The sequence below is a fragment of the Cohnella sp. GCM10027633 genome (assembly GCF_042675445.1).
Lineage (GTDB): Bacteria > Bacillota > Bacilli > Paenibacillales > Paenibacillaceae > Cohnella.
Genome location: NZ_JBHTGV010000003.1, coordinates 97398 through 124154, shown reverse-complemented (window position 1 = coordinate 124154; position 26757 = coordinate 97398). Strand labels below are relative to the sequence as shown.

General features: G+C 58.3%; 23 protein-coding genes. 22 read left to right on the top strand and 1 reads right to left on the bottom strand.

From position 1 onward, the window contains the following. The first annotated feature begins 57 nt into the window (after positions 1-57). Entirely contained in the window at positions 58-2100 is a 2043-nt protein-coding gene (gene tkt, locus ACFQZG_RS09645; RefSeq protein ID WP_378151827.1) for a transketolase, read from the top strand. Positions 2101-2172: 72 nt separating this feature from the next. On the opposite strand, the gene ACFQZG_RS09640 is transcribed toward tkt, so the two are convergent. After that, positions 2173-3735, bottom strand: a complete 1563-nt coding sequence (locus tag ACFQZG_RS09640; RefSeq protein ID WP_378151825.1) for a YifB family Mg chelatase-like AAA ATPase — start codon at positions 3733-3735, stop codon at positions 2173-2175. Positions 3736-4012: 277 nt separating this feature from the next. Between ACFQZG_RS09640 and ACFQZG_RS09635 the strand changes: the two genes are divergently transcribed. From ACFQZG_RS09635 to ACFQZG_RS09535, 21 genes are all read left to right on the top strand, one after another. Further along, positions 4013-5326 (top strand): extracellular solute-binding protein, encoded by a 1314-nt coding sequence (locus ACFQZG_RS09635; protein ID WP_378151823.1) that lies wholly within the window; start codon positions 4013-4015, stop codon positions 5324-5326. Between the two features lie 110 nt (positions 5327-5436). Continuing rightward, entirely contained in the window at positions 5437-6321 is an 885-nt protein-coding gene (locus tag ACFQZG_RS09630) for a carbohydrate ABC transporter permease (RefSeq protein ID WP_378151821.1), read from the top strand. Then, the gene (locus ACFQZG_RS09625; protein WP_378151819.1) at positions 6318-7157 is read left to right on the top strand and encodes a carbohydrate ABC transporter permease; all 840 of its coding nucleotides are present in this window, start codon (positions 6318-6320) and stop codon (positions 7155-7157) included. The genes ACFQZG_RS09630 and ACFQZG_RS09625 overlap by 4 nt, the downstream gene beginning before the upstream one ends. 389 nt (positions 7158-7546) lie before the next feature. Continuing rightward, positions 7547-8707 carry an ADP-forming succinate--CoA ligase subunit beta gene (gene sucC / locus ACFQZG_RS09620; RefSeq protein WP_378151817.1) on the top strand — a complete coding sequence of 387 codons (1161 nt, stop codon included), beginning with the start codon at positions 7547-7549 and terminating at the stop codon, positions 8705-8707. Between the two features lie 31 nt (positions 8708-8738). Next, positions 8739-9665: a succinate--CoA ligase subunit alpha gene (gene sucD / locus ACFQZG_RS09615; RefSeq protein WP_378151815.1), complete on the top strand. Its 927-nt coding sequence runs from the start codon at positions 8739-8741 to the stop codon at positions 9663-9665. Positions 9666-9811: 146 nt separating this feature from the next. Continuing rightward, positions 9812-10990: a DNA-processing protein DprA gene (dprA, locus tag ACFQZG_RS09610; RefSeq protein ID WP_378151813.1), complete on the top strand. Its 1179-nt coding sequence runs from the start codon at positions 9812-9814 to the stop codon at positions 10988-10990. Between the two features lie 57 nt (positions 10991-11047). Beyond that, positions 11048-13159, top strand: coding sequence for a type I DNA topoisomerase (topA, locus tag ACFQZG_RS09605; RefSeq protein ID WP_378151811.1), 2112 nt, complete (start codon positions 11048-11050; stop codon positions 13157-13159). Between the two features lie 24 nt (positions 13160-13183). Then, positions 13184-14530 carry an FADH(2)-oxidizing methylenetetrahydrofolate--tRNA-(uracil(54)-C(5))-methyltransferase TrmFO gene (gene trmFO, locus ACFQZG_RS09600; RefSeq protein WP_378151809.1) on the top strand — a complete coding sequence of 449 codons (1347 nt, stop codon included), beginning with the start codon at positions 13184-13186 and terminating at the stop codon, positions 14528-14530. Between the two features lie 92 nt (positions 14531-14622). After that, complete coding sequence (gene hslV, locus ACFQZG_RS09595) at positions 14623-15165, top strand: ATP-dependent protease subunit HslV (RefSeq protein ID WP_378151807.1); 543 nt, start codon at positions 14623-14625, stop codon at positions 15163-15165. Between the two features lie 59 nt (positions 15166-15224). Further along, positions 15225-16616, top strand: coding sequence for an ATP-dependent protease ATPase subunit HslU (gene hslU, locus ACFQZG_RS09590; protein ID WP_378151805.1), 1392 nt, complete (start codon positions 15225-15227; stop codon positions 16614-16616). 50 nt (positions 16617-16666) lie between these two features. Further along, positions 16667-17434 (top strand): GTP-sensing pleiotropic transcriptional regulator CodY, encoded by a 768-nt coding sequence (gene codY, locus ACFQZG_RS09585; protein ID WP_378151803.1) that lies wholly within the window; start codon positions 16667-16669, stop codon positions 17432-17434. Between the two features lie 265 nt (positions 17435-17699). Continuing rightward, positions 17700-18125, top strand: a complete 426-nt coding sequence (gene flgB / locus ACFQZG_RS09580) for a flagellar basal body rod protein FlgB (protein ID WP_378151801.1) — start codon at positions 17700-17702, stop codon at positions 18123-18125. A gap of 3 nt (positions 18126-18128) precedes the next feature. Continuing rightward, positions 18129-18572 (top strand): flagellar basal body rod protein FlgC, encoded by a 444-nt coding sequence (flgC, locus tag ACFQZG_RS09575; RefSeq protein WP_378151799.1) that lies wholly within the window; start codon positions 18129-18131, stop codon positions 18570-18572. A 50-nt stretch (positions 18573-18622) separates the two neighbouring features. Then, a complete protein-coding gene (fliE, locus tag ACFQZG_RS09570) occupies positions 18623-18931 on the top strand; it encodes a flagellar hook-basal body complex protein FliE (protein ID WP_378151797.1) in 309 nt (102 codons plus the stop codon). Between the two features lie 92 nt (positions 18932-19023). After that, positions 19024-20601, top strand: coding sequence for a flagellar basal-body MS-ring/collar protein FliF (gene fliF, locus ACFQZG_RS09565; protein ID WP_378151795.1), 1578 nt, complete (start codon positions 19024-19026; stop codon positions 20599-20601). Between the two features lie 11 nt (positions 20602-20612). Then, the gene (gene fliG / locus ACFQZG_RS09560; RefSeq protein ID WP_378151793.1) at positions 20613-21623 is read left to right on the top strand and encodes a flagellar motor switch protein FliG; all 1011 of its coding nucleotides are present in this window, start codon (positions 20613-20615) and stop codon (positions 21621-21623) included. Beyond that, the gene (locus ACFQZG_RS09555) at positions 21616-22458 is read left to right on the top strand and encodes a FliH/SctL family protein (RefSeq protein WP_378151791.1); all 843 of its coding nucleotides are present in this window, start codon (positions 21616-21618) and stop codon (positions 22456-22458) included. The genes fliG and ACFQZG_RS09555 overlap by 8 nt, the downstream gene beginning before the upstream one ends. Next, complete coding sequence (gene fliI / locus ACFQZG_RS09550; protein WP_378151790.1) at positions 22445-23764, top strand: flagellar protein export ATPase FliI; 1320 nt, start codon at positions 22445-22447, stop codon at positions 23762-23764. Before ACFQZG_RS09555 ends, fliI begins: the two co-directional genes overlap by 14 nt. Before the next feature lie 52 nt (positions 23765-23816). Beyond that, a complete protein-coding gene (fliJ, locus tag ACFQZG_RS09545; protein ID WP_378151788.1) occupies positions 23817-24266 on the top strand; it encodes a flagellar export protein FliJ in 450 nt (149 codons plus the stop codon). Positions 24267-24331: 65 nt separating this feature from the next. Next, positions 24332-25243 (top strand): MotE family protein, encoded by a 912-nt coding sequence (locus ACFQZG_RS09540; RefSeq protein WP_378151786.1) that lies wholly within the window; start codon positions 24332-24334, stop codon positions 25241-25243. Positions 25244-25302: 59 nt separating this feature from the next. Further along, positions 25303-26739: a flagellar hook-length control protein FliK gene (locus tag ACFQZG_RS09535; RefSeq protein ID WP_378151784.1), complete on the top strand. Its 1437-nt coding sequence runs from the start codon at positions 25303-25305 to the stop codon at positions 26737-26739. Positions 26740-26757 lie beyond the last annotated feature (18 nt).

Below are 26757 nucleotides of genomic sequence, written 5' to 3'. Positions count from 1 at the left end.
TCGACTCCATTATACTGAGAACAACATGAAGTTACTAGTTGGGAGGCAATGAATACGATGACGCAATCCGTTTTGCAATCGATTCCGCAAACAATAGAGCAACTAAGCATCAATACGATCCGGACGCTTACGATCGACGCCGTCGAGAAGGCGAACATGGGGCATCCGGGCATGCCGATGGGCGCCGCTCCTATGGGATACGCGCTATGGACGCGCCAACTGAAGCACAATCCGGCGAACCCGGAATGGTTCAACCGAGACCGGTTCGTGTTGTCGGCCGGCCACGGCTCGATGCTGCTGTATAGCTTGCTTCACCTGAGCGGCTACGACTTGACGCTCGATGACTTGAAGGAATTCCGCCAATGGGGCAGCCGCACGCCGGGCCATCCCGAATACGGACATACGCCGGGCGTCGAAGCGACGACGGGACCGCTCGGGCAAGGCTTCGCGATGGCCGTCGGCATGGCGATGGCGGAGGCGCATCTGGGCGCCGCGTTCAACCGGGACGGCTATCCGGTCGTCGACCACCATACGTACGTCATCTGCGGCGACGGAGATCTGATGGAAGGCGTATCCGGAGAATCGGCTTCGTTGGCCGGTCATCTGAAGCTCGGCAAGCTGATCGTGCTGTACGATTCGAACGACATCTCGCTCGACGGAGAGCTGAACATGTCGTTCTCCGAGAACGTTCAAGGCCGGTTCGAGGCTTGCGGCTGGCAATACTTGCGCGTGGACGATCAGAACGACGTGGACGCGATCGCCGGCGCCATCGCCGCGGCTAAGCGGGAGAGCGGGAAGCCGACGCTCATCGAGATCAAGACGACGATCGGCTACGGCAGTCCGAATAAGGCGGGCAAGGGAGGACATGGCGGTACGCACGGCTCTCCGCTCGGTAAGGAGGAGCTTCGCCTGACGAAGGAGGCGCTCGGCTGGCCGCTGGAGCCCGACTTCTATGTACCGGACGAAGTGAAGGCTCACTTCGCCAAGTTGCAAGTGAACGGCGAAGTGGCGGAAGCCGCTTGGCTGCAGCTGTTCGGAGATTATAAGCAGTCGTACCCGGAGCTCGGGGAACAACTGGAGCGGGCAATGCGAGGGGAGCTTCCACCGGGATGGGAAGCGGGAGTGCCGACGTTCGAGGATGCTGCCGCGCAAGTATCGACTCGCACGGCGTCGAGCAAGGCGATCAACGGCTTGGCGGACACGCTGCCGCTGCTCGTCGGCGGCTCCGCGGACTTGGCGAGCTCGAACATGACGGCGATGACGAAGCAGGCGAACTATTCGTCCGCCAACTACGCGGGCCGCAACCTCTGGTTCGGCGTAAGGGAGTTCGCGATGGGCGCGGCGCTGAACGGCATGATGCTGCACGGCGGTCTCCGCGCGTACGGCGGAACGTTCCTCGTGTTCAGCGATTATCTTCGCGGCGCGATCCGGTTATCTGCGCTCATGAAGCTGCCCGTCGTCTACGTGTTCACGCACGATAGCATCGCGGTCGGCGAAGACGGACCGACCCATCAGCCGATCGAGCATATTCCGTCGCTTCGCCTTATTCCGGACTTGACCTTGTTCCGTCCCGCCGACGCGAACGAGACGGCCGCGGCTTGGAAGTACGCGCTGCAAGCGAAACAAGGACCTTTCGTGTTCGCGTTGACGAGACAGAACCTGCCCGTGTTGCCGGGCACGAGCGAGCTCGCGGAGGAAGGCGTCGCGCGCGGCGGGTATATCGTCTCCGGCCGCGCCAATCTTCGTCCGGACGTGCAGATCGTCGGGACCGGCTCCGAAGTGAGTCTCGCGCTTGCCGTTCGCGACCTGCTCGCGGAAGAAGGCGTTAACGTCCGCGTCGTCAGCATGCCGAGCCGAGAGCTGTTCGAACGACAACCGAGAGATTACCGGAACGGCGTAATCGATCCGTCGGTCTCGTCGAACGTCGCGATCGAGATGGCCTATCCGTCCGGCTGGGAAGACGTCGTCGGCCGCAAAGGCATCGTCATCGGCATCCGCACGTTCGGCGCCTCGGCGAAAGCCGATCGGATCATGCAAGAATACGGGTTCACGGCGGCAAGCGTCGCAGAGCAGATTCGCGAGAAATTCCTGCGCAAGTAATCCGAACGTCCTCAACCACTCCGATCAGGAGTGGTTTTGTCGTAATCCCGATCCGCCAATCCGCAGATCGGCTTACCCGACCGTCTCGACGTCCTTGTCCAAGCACCGGTAGCTGATCGCCTCGGCGACGTCCTCGGAGCGAATCGTCTCGCGTCCCGCCAGATCGGCGATCGTGCGGGACATCTTCAGGATGCGGTCATGCGCGCGATAGCTTAATCCCAGCCGCTCATAGACGAGTTGGAGCAGTTGCTCCGCGTCGGACGCCATGGCGGCGGTCGCATGCCGGTGCAATAAGGCGCCTTGCAATTCGCTGTTCCAACGAATCCCGTGCCTCGCGTACCGGGATTGTTGGCGCGCCGCGGCCTCCATGACGATCGCCCGCGCCTCGGCGGAAGACAAGCCGCTTCGTTCGTTCAATCGTACGGCTTGGCGCGGCAGCTCGACCTGCAAGTCCAGCCGGTCGGCGAGCGGACCCGACATGCGAGCCCGATATCTCGCGATCGCTACGGGGGTGCACGTGCACGGACGATCGTCCTCGGCGCCGCCGGCGTATCCGCAGAGGCAGGGGTTCATCGAAGCCGCCAACATGAATCGAGCGGGGAAACGACAGACGCCCCGCGCTCTGCCGATCGTCACTTCCCGATCCTCGAGCGGCTGGCGCAGCGCTTCCAGGCTCGCCCTCGAGAACTCCGCCAGCTCGTCGAGGAACAGAATGCCGTGATGGGCGAGCGTCACTTCCCCCGGCTTCGGCATCGAGCCGCCGCCGATCAGTCCGGCCATAGAGATCGAATGATGGGGCGAGCGGAACGGCCGGCGCCGGATCAAGCCTTCCCGTCCGTTGCCCAGCTTGCCGCTGACGCTGACGATCTTCGTGACCATGAGCGCTTCTTCTTCCGCAAGCGGCGGCATGATCGTCGGAAGCCTGCGGCAGAGCATCGTCTTGCCCGTTCCGGGCGGGCCGACGAACAGCAGATTGTGCATCCCCGAGGCGGCGATCATGAGCGCGCGCTTCCCTTGCATTTGTCCGACGACGTCGGCGAGGTCGAGCTCGCCTTCCGGACCATCGATCGTCGAGCCGAATCGGGCGGAACCGGCGGCGTGCGCGTCCGATGAAACCGGCTCTCGATCGTCGAGGAATCCGCCTACCCAATCCGCCAACGATCGAATGCCGAATACGTCGATCCCCGGGATGAGCCGCGCTTCCGCGACCGCATCCTCAGGCACGATAATGCGCCGAACGCCGGCGTTGCGCGCAAGCTCCGTCATCGGCAGCACGCCGGGAACGTTCCGTACCGATCCGTTCAGCGATAATTCACCGATGAACAGCGTATGCTCGAGGAGCGCGGGATCCACTTGGCCGCTCGCGCATAGGATTCCCGCGGCGATCGCGAGGTCGAACGCGCTACCTTCCTTGCGAAGGTCCGCGGGAGCAAGGTTGATCGTAATCCGATCCATCGGAAACTTCATCCCGCCGTTCTTGATCGCCGCCCGTACTCGCTCGACGGACTCGCGCACCGCGGAGTCCGGCAGGCCGACGACGCTCACCTGGGGCAACCCCGAGCAAATATCGACTTCGACCTCTATGAATCTTCCTTCCACGCCGAGCACGCTGGCGCTCAATAAAGTAACGTACATAACGAAAAAGCACCTTCCTCCGACGTTGATTAACGTGTCGGGAAGGTGCTTCCTTCCGATCTGATTCCATTTGCGTACAGTCTATCTTGCTTTGGATGCCGTGTCAATCCCGGCTCTGGAGCGTGGGTACAAAGTCGTGAACTTCATGACTGTTTTTGTCAAAGTCATAAGACGAAATTATCCCTAAATAATGGAATATGGATCTTACCATAATTTACAATCGATCCTATACTTAGTTTTGAAAGCGATACCACATCTAATAGGAGGCTAACCATCAATGAAGAAAAGTCTTCCGCTCTTCGCGCTCAGCGCGATCCTCGTGGCAACGACTGCGGTAGGATCGGCCGGCGCGGCAAAAACGACTACGATTAAAGTGCGTCATACGCAATTGGGAGAGGCGAAACAACAACGTCTCAATATACTTAACGATGTGTTGAAAAAGGTTCAAAAAGAAGTTCCGAACGTGCAATTCAAGCTGGACGGCGTCGATTCGGACGTTAACCGCAAAGAAAAACTGCGTTCGGAAATGGTCATCAACAATCCGCCTCCGATCTTCGACCTGTTCGGCGGAGCCGATACCCAACTCTACGTTCAGGCAGGCAGACTGCTGGATCTTACGCCGATTCTCAAAGAGCTCGGCCTGACGAACAAGTTCATTTCCTTGGGCGAGTTCACGGTAAACGGCAAAGTCTACGGCTTGCCGATCGGCGGCTACCAAGAAGGTTATTTCTATAATAAGGAATACTTCAAAGCCAAAAACTTGAAAATCCCGACGACGTTAGACGAGCTTGAAAAATTGGCCGACACCATCAAGAAAGACGGAAAAACGCCTTTCGCGCAAGCGTCCAAAGCCGCATGGGTACCGTTAATGGCAGCCAATACGCTGTGGTCCCGTTACGCCGGTCCGGATATTACGGCCGGATTCAAAACGGGCAAAACGAAATGGAACAGTCCCGAAATGATCGCCGCGTTCTCCAAATATCAAGATTGGGTGAAGAAAGGTTACTTCAAAGAAGGCGAGCTCGGCCTGGAATACGGAGAACAACGCAACCAGCTCATTCGCGGCGAAGCGATCATGATGTACGACGGATCGTGGGCTTCCAGCGTATTCAGCGATAAAGCGCAAGCCGGGGATATGACGAACAAAGTCGGCTACTTCCCGATGCCGGGCGTCAAGAACGGCAAAGGCAGCCAAACGGCCGTCAACGGCGGCTTCTCGAACGGGTACGGATTCTCGGCCAAAGCGGCCAAAGACAAAGTTCAAATGGCCGTAATCAAATCCTTCATCAAGAACATGTACAATGACGAAATGCAAATTCGCGGTCTCGAAGCGGACGGCGTCCTGCCTTCCATGAAAGTAGACGCCAAGAAGCTGGCGGCAGCCAAGGTATCCCCTTTGGTGAAAGAAATCATCGCCGTGGGCAACAAATCGAGCGGCGCATTCCCGGCATTCGATTCCTTGGTTCAAGCGGACGTCAATACGGCGATCAGCGAAGGCATCCAAAAGCTGATCGGCGGCAAAACGACGGCAAAAGCGATGTTGGACGGCGTTCAAAAAGTTCAAGCGGCCGCGAACAGCGCGGACGACTAGAGCGAATTCGGACGAGTAACGACAAAGGTACCACCCGCCAGCGAGTGGGTGGTGCCTTTTTATAAGAACGCGACGCATGGAGCAGATGTCTGATCATCCCGGAGGTAACGATGAATAAAGCGCTAAGAACCCCATGGACGTACGCGCTGTTTTTGCTGCCCGTCCTCGTGCTCTATGTCCTGTTTTTCATATATCCGATGTTCGCCGCCTTCGGCAAAGCCTTCACGGAATGGAACGGCATCGAGGCCGCGGAATTCAACGGATTGACGAACTTTACGAATGCGTTTACGGACGCGAAGATGTGGAGCGCCGTATTGAACAACGGATATTTCATTCTGTTTTCGATCTTCGTGCAAGTGCCGATCATCGTCTTCTTCTCGCTTCTGATCAGCAACGTCAAGAAGCTCAAAGGATTATATAAAACGGCGGTATTCGTACCCGCCGTCATGTCCACCGCGGTGATCGGCATCCTGTGGAGCTTCATCTACGAGCCGGATATCGGATTGTTCAACTTGATACTGACGAAACTCGGACTTCAGCCGGTCATGTGGCTATCCGACACGAACTGGGCCATGCTGTCGATCTTGATTACGAACGCCTGGCAATGGATGGGCTTCTATATCGTTATGGTGCTAGCGGCGATATTGGCGATTCCGAAGGAAATCAACGAAGCCGCGATCGTCGACGGAGCCGGCGGTTTCAGGCGAGCGACCCGAATCACGGTGCCGCTCATCATGCCGATCATTTCCGTCGTCATCATGCTCTCCATCGCGGGCGCGATGAAAGCGGCCGACATCGTCATCATCATGACGAGAGGCGGCCCCGGAGGCGCGACGGACGTCATGGCAACCTATATGATCAAATACGGGATCACGAATATCAAATACGGATACGGCAACGCCATCGCGGTATTGATATTCGTATTCACGTTAATTCTTACCGCGCTATATCAATTGTTGGTCGTTAGAAGAATGGAAAGGGTCGAGTACTCATGACGATGACGCTAAGTTCGGTGAAAAAGAGCATCAGCCACATTATTCTGCTAGCGTACGTGATCGTGATCCTTTACCCGTTCGTGTTCGTCGTCTTCTCGTCGGTGAAGTCGGATAACCAGGCGATCGCCAGCAATCCGTTCGGATTCCCTTCCTCGTTCCACTTCGAGAATTTTCACGAGGCATGGGTAAACGCCAGCATTAGCGTGTACTTCATGAATAGCTTGTATATCGCCACCCTCTGCTCGATCGCGACGATCATCTTCGCGGCCATGGCATCCTTCGCGATTACGAGGATGAGATATTCGAAAATGAGCAAAGGAATGTATCAATTCATTCTGATCGGCATGCTCATTCCCGGCAACGCTTTATTGCTGCCCGTGTTCATTATGCTAATGGACGCAGGGATCTTGGACACCCATCTGGCTCTCATCATCCCGTATACCGCGGGCGCGATCCCGTTGAACGTCATCATCCTCGCGGCGTTCATGCGCTCGATTCCGAGCGAACTCGAAGAAGCCGCCGTCATGGACGGATTAAGCGCTAAAGGGGTGTTCGCGAGAATCATACTGCCCCTTACGATTCCGGCGGTCGTGACCGTGTTCATCTTGAACTTCATCGGTAACTGGAACGAATTCCTGCTCGCGAACTTCTTCATCTCCACCGACGAACTGCGCACGCTCCCCGTCGGGATGGTCGGATTCCGCGATACTTATAATACGAATTACGCGCAAATGTCGGCGGGAATCGTATATAGCGTCGTTCCGGTCATGATTATTTACGCGGTGCTGCAAAAGCAGATCATCGAAGGATTGACCGCGGGCGGCGTGAAGGGCTGAACCCGTTCGTTAGTCGTACGATCGTTCATCGATCGACATTCGACGTACCCTCGCGGTACGTCTTTTTGTCGGGGGCCGAAGCATGATTTAGCCGATCGAAGCACATCCTAGATATGTTTCCCCTATTTTCATCTCGGGATTAGATTAAACCATTGCCAAATTGAACTAATAAATAGATGAAAAAAGTGAGGAACGATAAAACAATTAGTGTTACAATGATGGAGGTTTTGTTAACCATTCGGCATGAATATTCTGACGCGTATTCATTACGGAACGGTTGTCGACATAAACGTTAACTCTTTCCAACGCAGGGAAGACCGTCGTTTATGCTTACATAGGTGCAAAACGCGTCACGATATATTGCGTACAAACGGGAGGATGCTTGGATCATGAATATTCATGAGTATCAGGGCAAAGAAGTATTGCGGCAGTACGGCGTCGCCGTACCGCGCGGCAAAGTGGCGTTTACCGTCGAAGAAGCCGTAGCCGCGGCGAAAGAACTCGGCAGCGCGGTAACGGTCGTCAAAGCGCAAATCCATGCCGGCGGACGCGGCAAAGCCGGCGGCGTCAAAATCGCGAAGAGCGAAGCCGACGTAGCCGCTTACGCGAAGGAATTGCTCGGCAAAGTGCTCGTTACGCACCAAACCGGCCCGGAAGGCAAAGAAGTGAAGCGCCTGCTGATCGAAGAAGGCTGCGACATCAAGAAAGAATATTACATCGGCGTCGTCGTCGACCGGGGAACCGGCCGCGTCGTCATCATGGGCTCCGAAGAAGGCGGCATGGATATCGAGGAAGTGGCCGCTCACTCTCCGGAGAAAATCATTAAAGTCGTCGTCGATCCGGCCGTCGGCCTGCTGCCGTTCCAAGCGCGCGCGCTCGCGAACGACATCAAGATCCCGGGTCCGCTCGTCAACAAAGCGGTCGGCTTCATGCTCTCGCTGTACAAGGCGTTCGAAGAGAAAGACTGCTCGATCGCGGAGATCAACCCGCTCGTCGTAACCGGCGACGGCAACGTCATGGCGCTCGACGCGAAGCTGAACTTCGATTCCAATGCGCTGTTCCGCCACAAGGACATCGTGGAGCTGCGCGACCTCGACGAGGAAGACGCGAAAGAAATCCAAGCTTCCAAATTCGACCTGAGCTACATCGCGCTCGAAGGCAACATCGGCTGCATGGTTAACGGCGCCGGCCTTGCGATGGCGACGATGGATATCATTAAATACTTCGGCGGCGCACCGGCCAACTTCCTGGACGTAGGCGGCGGCGCGACGAAGGAGAAGGTTACCGAAGCGTTCAAGATCATCCTGTCCGACGCGAACGTCAAAGGGATCTTCGTCAACATCTTCGGCGGCATCATGAAGTGCGACATTATCGCGGAAGGCGTCGTAGCCGCGGCTCGCGAGCTCGGCCTCGACCGTCCGCTCGTCGTGCGCCTCGAAGGCACGAACGTAGCCAAAGGCAAAGAAATCTTGAACGCGTCCGGCCTGAACATCGTGGCCGCGGACTCGATGTCCGACGGAGCTCAAAAAATCGTCGCGCTAGTGAAATAACTAAGGGAACCTACCGGGGAGTGTATAAATCATGAGTATTTTGATCGATAAAAACACCAAGGTGATCACCCAAGGTATCACGGGCGCGACGGGAGCGTTCCATGCCAAAGGTGCACTCGAATACGGCACGCAAATGGTCGGCGGCGTAACGCCGGGCAAAGGCGGCCAAACGATCGATTTCGATCTGGAGAACGGCTCCAAAGTAACGCTGCCGATCTTCAATTCCGTCAAAGAAGCGGTTGCCGCTACGGGCGCTACCGCATCCGTCATCTACGTCGCGCCTCCGTTCGCGGCCGATTCCATCATGGAAGCGGTGGACGCGGAGCTTGACCTCGTCATCTGCATCACGGAAGGCATTCCGGTGCTCGACATGGTCAAAGTCATGCGCTACATGGAAGGCAAGAAGACTCGCTTGATCGGCCCTAACTGCCCGGGCGTCATTACGCCGGGAGAGATCAAGATCGGCATCATGCCGGGTTATATCCATAAAAAAGGCCATGTAGGCGTCGTGTCCCGTTCCGGTACGTTGACGTACGAAGCGGTTCACCAATTGACGACCCGCGGCATCGGCCAATCGTCGGCGGTCGGCATCGGCGGCGACCCGGTCAAAGGATCCGAGTTCATCGATATCCTGAAGCTGTTCAACGAAGATCCGGACACGTACGCGGTCATCATGATCGGCGAAATCGGCGGAACGGCAGAGGAAGAAGCGGCGGAGTGGATCAAGGCGAACATGACGAAGCCGGTCGTCGGCTTCATCGGCGGCGCTACGGCTCCGGCCGGCAAGCGCATGGGACATGCGGGCGCGATTATCTCCGGCGGCAAAGGCACGGCGGCCGAGAAGATCGCCACGCTCGAAGCCTGCGGCGTCCGCGTCGCTCCTACGCCTTCCGACATGGGCGCGACGCTCGTCGCCGTCCTCGAGGACAAAGGCTTGCTGGAGAAATGCAAAGGCTAATCGCAGACGCGCAAGCGATTGCGCGAGCGATAACAGAATAACGGCTTAACGGCAAGGCAAGCAGCCTTCCGCACCCTCCGATCGAGGGCGTGGAGGGCTGTTTGCCGTTGTTCCGACGCGTTTAATCAGAGAGGACGGGATTCGATATGGCATTCAGCAGAAACAGACCGGCATTAACGCTCGGGGACGTTCGCAAATCGCGAATGACGAGAGAGCTGCTCATCGCGCTGCACGAGACGCCGGGCGTCGGAGATCTAACGATATGCGGCATCGTGCAATACGGCATGCGGCATCCGCAACGGTTGCTGGGCAACGCGGAGTCGTTGCGAGCGGGCGATTGGCGGGAGATGGGGCTGTCGGACGCCCAAGCGGCGGCCGTCGTCGACAGCTTGCGCCCGGAAGCGCGCAGGCGGCGCGCGCAGCGATACCGGGAATCGGATATCGGCATCATGACGTACCTGGACGATCGCTATTCTCCGATCTTGCGGGAAATCTCCGATCCGCCATGGGTGCTATATTATAGAGGAAACTGGGAGTTGGCGCATCGCCCCGCGGTCGCCATCGTCGGCACGCGCCAAGCGACCGCTTACGGCCGCAAAGTCGCGGAGGAGCTCGGCGCGGGCTGCGCGCGGCGGATGACCGTCGTCAGCGGGCTGGCGCGAGGCATCGACGCGGCGGCCCATATCGGCGCCTTGCGCGGCGAACAAGGCACGATCGCGGTGCTCGCGTCTCCGGTAGATCAGTGCTACCCTCCGGAGCATCGCCGCTTGTACGACGACATCGTAAGGACCGGGCTCGTGCTCTCGGAGACGGTGCCGGATTCGCCGCTCCATCCCGGCATGTTCCCGATGCGCAACCGCGTCATCGCGGGGCTGTCGATGGGCGTCGTCGTCGTGGAGGCGGCCGGGCAGAGCGGCGCGCTCATCACCGCCGACCTCGCGCTCGGCTACAATCGCGACGTCTTCGTCGTGCCGGGACCGATCAACTCTCCGCGCAGCAGGGGGGTACTCGAATATTTTCGCAAGGGCGCCGCTCCGGTGCTGGACGAGACGGATATTTTCACGTCGTATAAGTATCGGTTGCCGCCCGAACCGGAGCGCTCCGAGGACGCTCCCGCGAAGGCCGAGGCAACGGGAACGGCAGAGGCGGAATGGACGCCGGAGGAGCGCCTCGTCTACGAATTGGTGCTCGACCGTCCCCGTTCGATCGACGAGCTGACGGAGGAATCTGGCATGACGTTTGGACTTTTGCAATCGGTTCTGCTATCTTTGTTAATAAAACGAAGAGTTCACCAGCAACCCGGTTCCGTATATAAGGTCCTATAGCGTAGCGAAAGGCGCTTCGCGGCAGGACTTGTCGACCGTAGGAGAGGAGGAATGGACGTGGCCGATTCACTCGTAATCGTGGAATCCCCGGCGAAAGCCAAGACGATCGGTAAATATCTAGGCAGCAAATTCATCGTCAAAGCGTCCATGGGCCATATTCGCGATTTACCAAAGAGCCAGATCGGGGTAGAGGTCGATAACGACTTCCAACCGAAGTACATCACGATCCGCGGCAAAGGCAGCGTGCTCAAAGAATTGAGAGACGCCAGCAAAAAAGTGAAAAAAGTATATCTCGCGGCCGACCCGGACCGCGAAGGAGAAGCGATCGCCTGGCATCTCGCCCATTATCTCGAACTGGACGAGAAAGACGCCTGCCGGGTCGTATTCAACGAGATTACGAAGCAGGCAGTCAAGGACGCGTTCAAGACGCCGAGACCGATCGACATGGATCTGGTCAACGCCCAGCAAGCGCGAAGGGTGCTCGACCGTCTCGTCGGCTACAAGATCAGCCCGCTGCTATGGAAGAAGGTCAAGAAGGGGCTGAGCGCCGGACGCGTGCAATCGGTCGCCGTCAAGCTGATCTACGACCGCGAGAACGAGATCAAAGCGTTCGAGCCGGAAGAATATTGGAGCATTACCGCGCATCTGCTTAAAGGGAAGAACGCGTTCGAGGCGAAGTTCCACGCGCTTAACGGCGAGAAGAAGGAACTGAAGAGCGAAGCCGACGTGAAGGAAGTCGTGGCGCTGCTAGGGAACAAACCGTTCGAAATCGGCGAAGTGAAGGAGAAGGAGAGACAGCGTAACCCGTCTCCACCGTTCATCACGAGCTCGTTGCAGCAGGAAGCCGCCCGCAAGCTGAACTTCCGCGCGTCGAAGACGATGCAGATCGCCCAGCAGCTGTACGAGGGCGTCGATCTCGGCAAAGAAGGCACAGTCGGACTTATTACCTATATGCGTACCGACTCGACGCGGATTTCGCCCGTCGCGCAAGAAGAAGCGAAAGCCTACATCGAGGAGCGCTACGGCGCCAAGTTCTATCCGGAGACGCCGCGCGTCTATATCAAGAAGAACGCCAACGCGCAGGACGCCCACGAAGCGATTCGTCCGACGTCCGTCCTTCGCGACCCGGAATCGGTCAAAGCGTTCGTGTCCCGAGATCAATTGCGCCTCTATAAGCTCGTATGGGAACGGTTCGTCGCCAGCCAGATGGCGTCCGCGATTCTCGACACGATGACCGTCGACTTGGCTTGCGGACCGGTGACGTTCCGCGCCAACGGCTCCAAAATGAAATTCGCCGGCTTCACGAAAGTGTACGTCGAGGGCAACGACGACGGCACGACGGACGAAGACCGCTTGCTGCCGGCGTTGTCGACCGGCGAGAGCGTTCAATCGCAGCAGATCGATCCGAAGCAGCACTTCACGCAACCGCCGCCGCGCTATACCGAGGCCCGCCTCGTGCGGGCGCTCGAGGAGCTCGGCATCGGTCGTCCGAGCACGTACGCGCCGACGCTGGAGACGATCCAGAAGCGCTATTACGTCGCCATCGAGGAGAAGAAATTCGTGCCTACGGAGCTCGGGGAGCTCGTCATACAGCTCATGGAGGAGTTCTTCCCGGAAATTCTCGACGCCGAGTTCACCGCCCATATGGAAGGCGATCTCGACCACGTCGAAGAAGGCAACCAAGATTGGGTCAACGTCATCGGCGACTTCTACAAGTCGTTCGAGAAACGGCTTGCGGTCGCGGAAGAAGAAATGAAGGAAGTCGAAATCCGCGACGAACCTTCGGACGAAATCTGCGACAAGTGCGGCAATCCGATGGTGTACAAGATGGGGCGCTTCGGCAAGTTCCTTGCTTGCTCCGGCTTCCCGGACTGCCGCAATACGAAGCCGATCGTGAAGGCGACCGGCGTCACTTGCCCGAAGTGCAAGGAAGGGCATATCGTCGAACGGCGCAGCAAGAAGGGCCGCATGTTCTACGGCTGCGACCAATACCCGGCTTGCGATTACGTCTCTTGGGATAAGCCGATCGCCAAGCCGTGCCCGGATTGCGGCGGCATGATGGTGGAGAAGCGGGTGAAGGGCGAGTCGCATTACAATTGCACCGTCTGCACCCACTCGGAGGAAGCCGCGGAACCCGATGAAGCGGCCGAGGCGGATATCGATTATTAAAGCAGGCAGCAGGAGGATTCGGAAGTGAGCGATCTACGATCCGTGACGGTAATCGGCGCAGGCTTGGCCGGGAGCGAGGCCGCTTGGCAAATCGCCAAGATGGGCGTCCCCGTCACTTTATACGAAATGCGTCCCGTGCGCAGCACGCCCGCCCACCATACGGACGGATTCGCGGAGCTCGTATGTAGCAACAGCCTTAGAGCGAACGGACTTACGAACGCGGTCGGCGTCTTGAAGGAAGAGATGAGAAGGCTCGATTCGCTCGTCCTGGCAAGCGCGGACTTGCACGCGGTGCCCGCGGGCGGAGCGCTCGCGGTCGATCGCGACTTGTTCTCGGGGGAAATCACTAGAAGATTGAAAGAGCATCCGCTCGTTACGGTCGTGACCGACGAGGTGAAGGAGATTCCGAAAGACGGCATCGTCGTCGTCGCGACGGGTCCGCTCACGTCGCCGGAGCTGTCCGAGAGCATCAAGCAAATGATGGGCGAAGAATACTTCTACTTCTTCGACGCGGCGGCGCCGATCGTCGAGAAGGATTCGATCGACATGGAGAAGGTGTATCTCGCGTCGCGCTACGACAAGGGCGAGGCCGCCTACTTGAACTGCCCGATGAACGAAGCCGAATTCGATGCGTTCTACGAGGCCATAACGACCGCTGAAGTCGCGGCGGTGAAAGATTTCGAGAAGGAAATGTATTTCGAGGGCTGCATGCCGATCGAAGTCATGATGAAGCGAGGCAAGCAGACGGCGCTCTTCGGACCGATGAAGCCGGTCGGCCTCGTCGATCCGCGCACGGGCAAGCTGCCGCACGCGGTCATCCAGCTTCGCCAGGACAACGCGGCGGGCACGCTGTACAATATCGTAGGCTTCCAGACCCACTTGAAGTGGGGAGAGCAGAAGCGGGTGTTCTCGATGATCCCGGGTCTGGAGAACGCCGAGTTCGTCCGATACGGCGTCATGCATCGCAATACGTTCATCAACTCGCCGAAGCTGCTTCATCCGACGTACCAATTCCGCGGCCGCGATACGCTGTTCTTCGCCGGTCAAATGACGGGCGTCGAGGGCTACGTGGAATCCGCCGCCTCCGGAATGATCGCCGGAATGAACGCGGGCAGGCTCGCGCAAGGACTCGAACCGCTCGTGCTGCCGGCGCATACGACGCTCGGAAGCATGGCGCAATATATTACGACGGCGGACTTCAAGCACTTCCAGCCGATGAACGCGAACTTCGGATTGTTCCCCCCGCTGGGCCATAGGGTGCGCAGCAAGAAGGAGAAGAACGAAGCGATCGCGGCTCGGGCGCTGGAGAGCGTTGACGCATTGAGCGAGCAGTTGAAAGGCAACGAGGGCGGCGAAGTCGCAGCCCACTGAAGCAGCGGCAGCTTCCATCCGGAAGCCGCCGCTTTGCCGCTTTAACGGTGACCCCGGGTTTTTACCAATTGACGATCGAGGAGGCACGATCCATGGACATGAGCTTTCACGCGACGACGATATGCGCGGTTCGCCATAACGGCAAAGGGGCGATCGCGGGAGACGGCCAAGTGACGTTCGGCAACAGCATGGTCATGAAGAACAGCGCCAAGAAAGTGCGCCGGTTGTACCGCGGCCAAGTGGTGGCCGGTTTCGCGGGCTCAGTCGCCGACGCGATCACGTTGTTCGAGAAGTTCGAGGGCAAGCTCGAGGAGCATCACGGCAACTTGCAGCGCGCGGCCGTCGAACTCGCCAAAGACTGGCGTTCCGACCGCGTGCTGCGCCGCCTCGAGGCGATGATGATCGTCGTCGACGCGACCGGCATGCTGCTGCTCTCCGGCAACGGGGAAGTCATCGAGCCTGATGACGGCATTCTGGCGATCGGATCCGGCGGCAGCTTCGCGCTGGCGGCGGCACGCGCGCTCGTGCGCCACGCCCCCGCGATGGACGCCAAGGCGATCGCCCGCGCGGCGCTCGAGACCGCTTCGGAAATATGCGTATTCACGAACGCCAATCTGGTCGTCGAAGAGATTTAGGAGAGAGTTCGTAGTGAGTGGGTTCGAGCCCGACGAAGATTCAATAGGAGGCGAAGAGAATGAACGAGAAGCTTACGCCCCGTCAGATCGTGACGGAGCTCGATAGATACATCGTCGGCCAGAAAGCCGCCAAGCGCTCCGTCGCCGTCGCGCTGCGCAACAGGTATCGCCGCAGCCTGCTGCCCGAGCAGATGCGGGACGAGGTCGTGCCGAAGAACATTCTGATGATCGGCCCGACGGGCGTCGGCAAGACGGAAATCGCCCGCAGGCTCGCGAAGCTCGTGCACGCTCCTTTCATTAAAGTAGAGGCGACGAAATTCACCGAAGTCGGTTACGTCGGTCGCGACGTCGAATCGATGGTACGCGACTTGGTCGAGACGGCGATTCGGATGGTGAAGGAAGAGCGCACGGAGAAAGTGAAGGACAAGGCGGAGCAGGCCGCGAACGAGCGGCTGGTCGCGCTGATCGTTCCCGCGCCGGCGAAGCCGAAGACCGGCCGCAATCCGCTCGAGATGCTGTTCGGCGGCAACAGCACGCCCGCGGACGAACCGGATCCGGTCGATCCGAGCTTGGAAGGCAAACGCCGCGACGCGAAGACGAAGCTCGAAGCGGGACTGCTCGAGAAGGACATCGTCGAGATCGACGTCGAGGATGCGTCCCCGAGCATGCTCGATATGTTCTCCGGACCCGGCCAAGAACAGATGGGCCAGAACATGCAGGAGATGCTCGGGCAGTTCATGCCGAAGAAGCGCAAGAAGAGACGCTTATCCGTGAGCGAGGCGCGCAAGGTGCTCGTCGTCGAAGAAGCGAATAAACTGATCGACATGGACGACGTGATCTCGGAATCGGTTCGCAGAGCCGAGCAGTCGGGCATTATTTTCATCGACGAGATCGACAAGATCGCCAGCCAAGGCCGCGGGCAAGGTCCGGACGTGTCCCGGGAAGGCGTGCAGCGGGACATCCTGCCGATCGTGGAAGGCTCTACGGTCATGACCAAGTACGGGCCCGTGAAGACGGACTACGTGCTGTTCATCGCCGCGGGGGCGTTCCACGTCGCGAAGCCTTCCGACCTGATTCCGGAGCTGCAAGGCCGCTTCCCGATCCGAGTGGAGCTGACGAGCTTGACGGACGAAGATTTCGTCCGCATTCTGACGGAGCCTCAGAACGCGCTGACGAAGCAATACACCGCGTTGCTCGAAACGGAAGGCATCGCCGTGACGTTCACCGAAGCCGCGATCGCCGAGCTCGCCAGAATGGCTCAGGAAGTGAACCGCAACACCGAGAACATCGGCGCGCGCCGGCTTCATACGCTGCTCGAGAAGCTGCTCGAGGATTTGTCGTTCGAAGCGCCGGAGCTGCAGCTCGAGGAAATGTCCATTACGCCGGAATACGTGCGGGAGAAGCTTGCGAGCATTGCAAGCAATCGCGATTTGAGTCAATATATTTTATAGCTTAAAGCGAATGATTGATTGTTGGGCAACACCTAGGAGGAAACAAACACATGACGCTGTTGATGAAAACCCGCACGCTGAACCGGCTGCTTCAGAGGGCGGCGGGCAAACCGCTCAACTTCCGCGAAATGGCGGAAGGCTTGCGCGAGACGATTCAAGGAGACGTATTCGTCGTCAGCCGCCGCGGCAAAATTCTGGGCGCCGCTCACTCCGCGGTTTTCCAGGACATGTGGCTCAGGCAGGAGCAACCGGAAGAGCTTCGATTCCCGGGCGAGACGAACGATCGGTTGCTTCGCATCGCGGAGACGGTCGCCAACGCGACTCCTTCGGAGACGCTGTCCCCCGTGCAGGAAGCGTTCGCGAACGCGGTCGTAACGATCGTGCCGATAATAGGAGGCGCGGACCGCCTCGGTACTTTAGTCCTAGCAAGAGAGAATCACTCCTACGGGGACGACGATCTGATACTGGCGGAATACGGGTCCACGATCATAGGAATGGAAATTTTGCGCGAGCGGGCGGAGGAACGGGAAAGCGAAGCAAGGAGCAAAGCGATCGTATCCGTCGCGGTCAATTCGCTGTCGTTCAGCGAGCTGGAGGCGGTCGAGCAAATATTCGAGCAGTTGGAAGGCAAAGAAGGGCTTCTCGTCGCCTCGAAAATCGCCGATCGCGCGGGCATTACGAGATCGGTCATCGTCAACGCGCTCCGGAAGCTCGAAAGCGCCGGCGTCATCGAGACGAGATCGCTCGGCATGAAGGGGACGTATATCCGGATCATCAACGTCCAGTTGCTTCAAGAGCTCCAGCACCGCAAAAACTAAACAATAACTAAACAAAAACGCATCGCTAATAGATAAAGCCCTGATCTTCGATTTTGAAGATTAGGGCTTTATTCTTATTGTCACGAGACAACATGTCGTAGATGATGTTCTTAGAATTTTTTAATCTGTCACAACATGTAGATTATTTTGTTGAAAGTCCGAATCTCGTGTCGATTTAAGCAGGAATATAGCGTAGAAGTGTTGAATGTAAAAGAGTCGTATTGTGAGAGAATTGTCATGAAAGCTCGGGAAAGAGGCGACGAGAATGGATTTATTGGGCGGTGCATCGTTTCAACGCCTGGAAAGCGCGATCAACGCCGCATCGATGCGGCAGCGCGTGTTGGCGAACAATATCGCCAACGTGGATACGCCTCACTACAAAAGGTCTGACGTCGCGTTCGAAGAAATGCTGACGCAGGCGATCGGCAATCAGGACGGCTTGCAAGGTACGTTGCCCGGCCGCGTGACGAACGCGAAGCACATCCCGATCAACGGATCGTCTTCCGCCGCCGTGCCGAAGCCTCTGGTCGTCACGGAAGATTCGACCTCGATCAACAATAACCGAAACAACGTCGACATCGATAAAGAAATGTCGCTCATGGCCGAGAACCAACTGCGGTACAACTTGTTCGTACAACAGGTTAACCACGAAGTGAAGATGATGAGAACCGGAATCGAAGGGAGGGCGTAACGGATGAAGCTCGGAGGATTCGATATAAGCGCGTCGGCGTTGACCGCCCAAAGGCTTCGTATGGACGTCATCTCCTCGAATATCGCGAACGCGGAGACGACGAGAGCCGGTTACGTAGACGGTCAATTCGTGCCCTACCGGCGCAAGACGGTCGTCGTGGAGCCTTCGCAAACGTCGTTCCGCGATCTGCTGAACCAGCAGCTTGACGGTTCCGGGTCGCAAGGCGTCAAGGTGACGAAGATTCAAGAGGACCAGACGCCGTTCAAGCAAGTGTACAACCCGTCCCATCCGGATGCGGACGCCAGCGGAATGGTGTTCATGCCGAACGTCGACATCATGAAGGAAATGGTCGACATGATCTCCGCGTCCCGCTCCTACGAAGCGAACGTGACGGCGCTTAACGCCAGCAAGGCCATGTTCATGAAATCCTTAGAGATCGGCCGCTAGAACGAATAGAAGCGGCTATACGTACATTGCGAGAACGGGGGCGCTAAATAATGATTACGAACAATCTCATCACTCCGGTGAATCTGGGATCCATAAGCGGCATTAAACCGGCGGAACGCCTGACGACGCCTGCCGAAGCGACCGAAAGCTTCGCTACCTTCCTGAAGCAAGCGATCGACGGCGTGGCCGCGCAAGAGACGAACGTACATAAGGTGAACGATCAATTCATTATCGGACAAGCGGACGTGAACGACGTGCTGATCGCTTCGTCCAAAGCCGAGCTCAGCCTTGCCTTAACTTCACAGGTGCGCAATAAGGTCGTAGAGGCTTATCAGGAAATCATGCGGATGCAACTATAATCGCGACATTATGACGTAGCTTTCACACGAAGGGCGATTCGCATGAACGACCGCGCGTCGCCCGGCGTGCTAACCGCTGGTGAGGTGAAATCGTGAACGAGAAGTGGGCAAGGGTTCGAGAAAGGACGCTCGGTTTCTGGAACCAGTACAACAAAACGCAAAAGTGGGTACTTGCCTCGACGGCTGTGCTGCTGCTTTTCATCATCATATTTCTAACGAGTTATTTCACGAAGACGGAATATTCGATCGCTTATCAGAACTTGGACGAGACGGATGCGGCCGCGATCATTCAATACCTGGACGGCAGCGGAATCAGTTATAAGCTGAGCCCGGACGGCACGAGCATCTCGGTGCCCAGCGCCTCGGTAGCCAAGGTCAAAGTCGACGTCGGATCGCAAGGGCTCGTGCAGAACGGTTCCGTCGGATTCGACGAGCTGAGCCAGGCGTCGTCCGGCATCGGATCGACCGACAAGGAATTCGAGGTCAAGCTGCGCAACGCGCTGAACGGCGAAATCCAGCAGTTGCTCTTAAGCAAGCAAGGAGTAGCCAGAGTCAAGGCGATCGTGACGTTGCCGGAAGAGAGCGTGTTCCTGAACGAGTCCGACCGCGAGAAGGCGATCGCCTCCGTCGTCATGACGTTCAAGCCCGGCTATCGTCCGAAGCAAGAGGAAGTCGACAGCTACTTCAATCTCGTGAAGTCGGCTGTGCCGAATCTCGCGATCGAGAACATCACGGTTAGCAACAGCACGGGCGGAGATTTGTCCCCGTCCGCGCAGATCGGCGGAAGCGGCGCCGTAGGCGGCGACCTGTTCGAGAGCCAGGCGAATATCAAGACGGCGTTCGAGACCGATCTGAAGCGGAACATCCAGTCGTTCCTGTCCCCGATCGTCGGCATGGACAACATCGTCGTCAGCGTCGTATCGTCGCTGAACTTCGATAAGATCCAGACGCAGGAGCAACTCGTCCAACCGTTGCCGGACAACGACAACAACGGCATCAAGATCAGCGAGCAGACGTCTTCCGAGACGTACACGGGAACGGACGGCCAGACCGGCGGCGTGGCGGGCACCGGAGAGACGGACATCGCCAACTATCCGGGCGGTTCGAGCTCCGGCACGACTTCCTCCGAGAAGACGTCGTCGACCGTGAACTGGGAAGTCAACCGCATTACTAATAATATCGACCGCGGACCGTATAAAGTTAACGACCTTACGATTAATGTCGGCGTTGACTCCGCGGTCATGGACGACGCGAAGCGTACGGAGATTCAAGGCGCGCTCGTCAGAAGCGTGCGCGTCCTGCTCGCCGAGTCCGGGCTCGACTTGACGGATGAGCAGATGGCCGATCGCGTATCGGTTATCGCGCAGGCGTTCGAAGACGGATCCGCAGGCGCGAGCGGCGGCGCTTCGAACTCCGGATACTTGCTCGCCGGCATCGGTTTGCTGGCGCTCGCGTTGCTCGCCGGAGGCGGATACGTCGTCTACAGCCGGCGCAAGAAAGCGGCGCGGGAAGCGGCGGAACTCGCCGCGATGCCTCGCTCGGAATTGCCGACGATCGATATCGACAACGTCGCCAACGAAAGTCAAGTGCGCAAACAATTGGAAAGCCTTGCCAAGCGTAAACCGGATGAATTCGTTAATCTTCTCCGGACTTGGCTCGTGGACGAATAGAGGTGGCAGTGGTGGCGAAACCCTTTCAACTATCCGGACGTCAAAAAGCGGCCATTCTGCTGATTACGTTAGGACCGGACGTCTCCGCGCAAGTGTTCAAGCACTTGCGCGACGACGAAATCGAGCAATTGACGCTCGAAATCGCGAACGTCCGCAAAGTGGACAGCTCGGAGAAGGAATCGATCCTGAGCGAATTCCACCAAATCTGCGTCGCGCAAGAGTACATTTCCCAAGGCGGCATTACGTACGCCAAGGAAATCTTGGAGAAGGCGCTCGGATCCCAGAAGGCGCTGGACATTCTGAACCGGCTTACGGCAACGCTGCAGGTTCGGCCGTTCGACTTCGCCCGCAAGGCGGAGCCGTCTCAAATTCTCAACTTCATTCAGAACGAGAACTCTCAGACGATCGCATTGGTGCTTTCTTACTTGCAGCCCGAGCAATCGTCGGCCGTGCTCTCCTCGCTTCCGCAGGATAAGCAAGCGGACGTCGCCCGGAGAATCGCTCTCATGGACAGCACGTCGCCGGAAGTCATCGCGCAAGTCGAGCGCGTGCTGGAACAGAAGCTGTCGGCTACCGTCACGCAGGATTACACGAACGCGGGCGGCATCGAAGCGATCGTTCAAATCCTGAACGGCGTAGACCGCGGTACCGAGCGCACGATTCTCGATTCTCTGGAGATTCAGGATCCGGAGCTCGCGGAAGAGATCAAGAAGCGGATGTTCGTGTTCGAGGACATCGTCAACCTGGACAACCGTTCCATCCAGCGCATCATTCGCGACATCGACAACGCCGACCTGCAATTGGCGCTCAAGGTGGCCAGCGAAGAAGTGCGCGAAGCGATCTTCCGGAACATGTCGAAGCGGATGTCCGAGACGTTCAAGGAAGAGATGGAATACATGGGACCGGTTCGGCTCAGGGACGTCGAAGAAGCGCAGACCCGAATCGTATCGACGATCCGCAGGCTGGAAGAGGCAGGAGAGATCATCATCGCGCGCGGCGGAGGAGACGATATAATTGTCTAATCTGATCAAATCCTCTCATGTCATCTCGCTGGAAGATTTGAAGAAGGTCGAAATTCTGCAAAGAATCGCGGTTTTACCGCAAAATATTTCGCGATCCGACAGCGCAACCGAAGGAAATCAGGAGCCCGACGTCGAAACACAAACGTTGAAGGACCGGATCCTGACGGATGCGGAGGATACCGCGCAGGCGATCGTCGCCGGCGCGATGGAGGAAGCCGAACGCATTCGCGAAGAGGCCAAGCAAGCGGCGGAAGCCTGGTGGCAATCGAGAAGGGAAGCCGACGACGAGCATCGGGAAACTCACGCGAGGCAAGGGTACGAGGAAGGCTATCGCACCGGAGCCGAAGAAGCCGCGGAAGCGGTCGGCCGTCAGTGGGACGACCGCATGAAGGAAGCCGAGAACGTCGTCGCGCAAGCTTACATAACGAAGGAATCGGTCGTTGCGGAGGCCGAACGGTTCGCCGTCGAGCTAAGTTGCTCGATCGCGGAGAAGATCATCGGCCGGCAATTGAACGAGGCGCCGGAGATGGCGCTGAAGCTGTTCGGACAAGCGCTCTCCCGAAGGAAAGAACAAGGCGTCATCGTACTATGCGTATCCCCGGCGCAGCTTGCGTTCGTGCAAGCGGCGAAGGATGAACTTCTATCGAGCCTGGATTCCCAAGCGGAGCTGCAGATCGTTCCCGACTCTTCCGTCAAGCATGGCGGATGCATCGTTCGGTCCGCATACGGCAGCATCGACGCGCGGGTAGACACGCAGTTGGAAGCGATCAAGCAGCAATTGCTTCGCATCGCCGACCAAGCCGCGGAGGAGGCGATCCGCGATGCAGGAGCTTGACGCAAGGCGTTACGCGGAAGCGCTAAGGCAGATCGACCCCGTAAGAGTGAACGGCAAGGTCATGCAAGTCATCGGTCTTACCGTCGAATCCGAAGGGCCCGACGCGAGTATCGGCGACGTATGCGCGATCCATCCGATGAAAGGCGGCGCCCCCGTCTTGGCCGAGGTCGTCGGCTTTCGGAACAATCGCGTGCTGCTGATGCCGTTAGGCGAGTTATATTCGGTAGGCCCCGGCTGCGACGTCGTCGCGACGGGCGGTCCGCTAACGGTGCAAGTCGGCTCGGAGCTGCTGGGCAAAGTGCTGGACGGGCTCGGGAGACCGCTGGACGGATCTCGTCTTCCGACGCGGATGGCGCATTACTCGACGCACAGCGTCCCCAGCAATCCGCTCATGCGTCCGAGAGTAACCGAGCCGCTCGGTATCGGCGTTCGCGCCATCGACGGATTGCTTACGGTAGGGCAAGGCCAACGGATCGGCATCTTCGCCGGTTCGGGGGTAGGGAAGAGCACCCTTCTCGGGATGGTCGCCCGCAATACTTCGGCAGACGTCAACGTTATCGCGCTCGTCGGAGAACGCGGCCGTGAAGTGCTGGAGTTCATCGAACGCGATCTCGGACCCGAAGGTCTCGCGCGCTCCGTCGTCATCGTGGCGACGTCCGATCAGCCGGCGCTCGTCCGGATGAAAGGCGCTTTGATCGGAACGACGATCGCGGAATATTTCCGCGATCGCGGGATGAACGTCATGCTGATGATGGATTCGGTGACGAGGTACGCGATGGCGCTTCGGGAAGTCGGACTCGCCATCGGCGAGCCGCCGGCGACAAGAGGCTACACGCCGTCGGTGTTCGCCGCGCTGCCGAAGCTGCTGGAGAGGGCCGGGACCGGTCCGACCGGATCGATCACCGCGTTCTATACGGTGCTCGTAGACGGAGACGACATGAACGAACCGATCGCCGACGCGGTGCGCGGCATACTCGACGGGCATATCGTGCTGCACCGGAACTTGGCGAACAAAGGTCATTTTCCGGCCATCGACGTCCTGTCCAGCGTAAGCCGGGTCATGAAGGACATCGTAACCAAAGATCAGCAGAGCGCCGCGGAGCAGTTGAAACGGTTGCTCTCGATCTATCGCGACGCGGAGGATTTGATCAATATCGGCGCCTATCAACAAGGGTCCAATCCCGATATCGACAAGGCGATCCAATACATCGAATCGATCCGCGCATACACGCAGCAACGTACGGACGAGAAGATCACCCTGGAGGAAGCGCAAGAGAGGCTGCTAATCGATTTCTTCAAACGATAGGCGGCGCCGGCGACCTCGAATCCGATCATGCGGGAGATGACCTTAAGCGACTATGCGATTCCAATATCCGTTGCAGAAGATCGTCGATCTGAAGGGCAGCGAGAAGTCGATGGCCGAATGGGAATACGCCGCCGCGCTCGGCAAGCTTCGGCAAGAGGAAGAGAAGATGGCCGATCTGGTCCGGGAGCAACGCGAGCTCGAGCAGACGCTCGAACAGACGGCGCTGCGGCCGACGCCTCTCACGAGGATCAACGCGTTGCAGCAATATTTAGAAGTGCTGGGCGAGAGAATCAAGCTGCAGCGCGAAGACGTAAGGTCCGCGGCCTTCGAAGCGGAATATCGGCAGAGCCGTCTAGCGGACCGGATGATCGACGAGAAAGTATGGTTGAACGCCAGGGATCGCGCGCATGAACGATTCAAGTTCGAATGGCTGAGCAAGGAACAGAACGAGCTCGACGAAATCGCGATCGTTCGCGCGGCAGCCGCTTCTCGACTGGCGTAACGATCGGCAGACGATTCCAATAGTAGAGTTCGTATAACGTATTCGATAGACAAGGAGGGAGAAACGTGGCGAGCGCAGACGTGGAGAAGGAAAGTTACAGCGGCTTCGAACGCTTTCTCTTCTTCGTTACCCCCATCTTGTTCACCGCCGTATTGCTCGGCGTGCTGCTCTTGATGTTCAACGCGGAGTGGCGTCACGCGGCGCAGGATCTTGGCAATAAGATTCCGCTCGTGAAGTCGATCGTACCGGATCCGGCCGAACCGGAACCGACGGAAGCGTCGACGGACGAGGAATTGACGGTGAACAACGCCAAGGACAAGATCGCGGAGCTTAACGCGTTGCTGACGGACCGGGATAATTCGCTTCGGCAAGCGACGGAACAAGCGCAGCAGGATGCGAAGAAGATCGAAACGATGCAAGCCGAGCTCGATTTGCTCAAGCAGGAAAGCACGGATCGAACGATTACGGCCGATGCATACGAGGACAAGATCGAATCGCTGGCCGACATGTACGCCAAGATGACTCCGAGCAAAGCCGGACCGATCCTCGAGAATATGACGCTCGACGAAGCGGCGCTCGTGCTTGGCGCGATGACGACGGAACAGCGCGGCAAAGTGCTCGAGCGCATGACGCCGAAACGCGCGGCCGACGTCACGATGAAGCTGAAAGACGCGGAATCCGTGAACGACCGCGAAATCGCCGCGCTGCAATCGCGAATCGCGGAGCTCGAGGTCGGAGCGGGCGAGGATGCGACGACGTTGGATTCGGCGGAGCTTAACCGGACGTTCTCGGCCATGGCTCCGGACAGGGCAGCCGACTTGCTGCTCCAGATGGCCACGACGAGCCAGTCGAAAGCGCTGCGCATTCTCGGCGTCCTGGATAACGCTTCGAGGTCGGCCATTCTGGCGGAGATGACGGCAACGGACAAGAAGACGACCGTCAACCTGATCAGCAAGCTGATGCCCGTAAATCCTTAAGCGGTTCCCTCTATCCGCTCAAGCGCAAGACCATGCGATTGAAAGGAGGTGAATACAAGATGAATATGTCGATCGCTTCGGCACCTATGGCCGTAAGCACAGCTACGACGACCTCTCAGACCGGAGCTTCGAACGGAGCCGCCGGCGGCAACGGATTCGCGGGCGCGCTCGTTCAAGCCATCAACGGTACGACGAACGCCCAGTCTCAAGGCGGAACGCCGGTGCCGCTCGGATTAGCCGGACTGCTCGGACAGCTGGGGTTGTCGCAGTCGAACGCGGAGACGAACGATCTCATGCAGCTCTTATCCGATCTCGTGGAACGGCTTGGACAGCTGGAAGAGGGCGAATCGCTAACGGACGAGCAAATGAGCTCGCTAGCCGCCCTGTTGGCCGCATTCCAAGGCGTCATGCAAGAGCTCTCGTACGCGCAATCTACGAACGTATCGACTTCGGACGATGGTTCGGCGACGCTTATCCCTTTATTGACTACCGCTGAATCGCAATCGAATCCATCGGCGGTCGTTAGCGGACTCAGACAGACATTGCAGCAAATCGCGACGATGCTGGAGAACGATGCGGGCTTCGCGGCGGGAACTTCGGCGCTGAACGGCGAGATCAAGACGTTGTTGCAGGCGCTCGGTAACCAGTTGCCGGCAGCGAACAACGCCAATGCGACGCAAGCTAGCGCCGAGCAAACAGACGACGCGACTGCGGTAGAACAACGCGGCGAAGCTCCTAAATCGAACGACGCAGCTAACGCGAACGTCTCGAAGGAAGCGATGAACCAATCGCAGACGGTTGCGGTCGAGACCAAACGCTCCGCCCCCGCGTTGCGCGATCCGGTGTGGAGATTCCAAGTCGTAGACAACGCGAACGTCTCCGCCGAGAGCCAGAGCGCGAACGTCGCGCCGGTACTAGCCGGAGAGGAAGCATCCGAGACGGGAAGCCAGCAAGCATGGACGCTGCTGACGGGCGACGCGAAATCGACCGAAGCGCTGCAAGCGAAACCGGTTTTGCCGGCGCAAGTGCCGGTACAACAATTCGCGGAGCAATTGGACAAATTCCTCGTGAAGCAGTTTCTGCTGACGCAAGGCAATGGCATTACGGAAGCGAAATTGACGCTGACTCCGGAACATCTCGGTCAAGTCGATATTCGGATCGTCATGCAGAACGGACAGTTGACCGCGCAGTTCATGGCAGAGAACGGCATGGCTCGCGATATGCTCGAGAACCAGATGGCGCAGCTTAGAGCGTCGCTGCAAGCCCAGGGCTTGCAAGTCGACCGCTTGGAAGTCGTGCAGCAATCTTCGTCCTCGGCTAGCGCTTCGTTCATGCAGCAAGATCATCGCCAGCACGCCTCCGGCGGCAACGGCAACAACGCGGACGGAAACGGCGGAGGAACGTACGACGAGAAGCTCGGCTTCGAAGACGAGCTCGAGAGAACGACTACGCTTCGCGAGATCGGTTATGGCAGCTCGCTGAACGTCACGGCATAACGCCGTATGAAGGAGGTG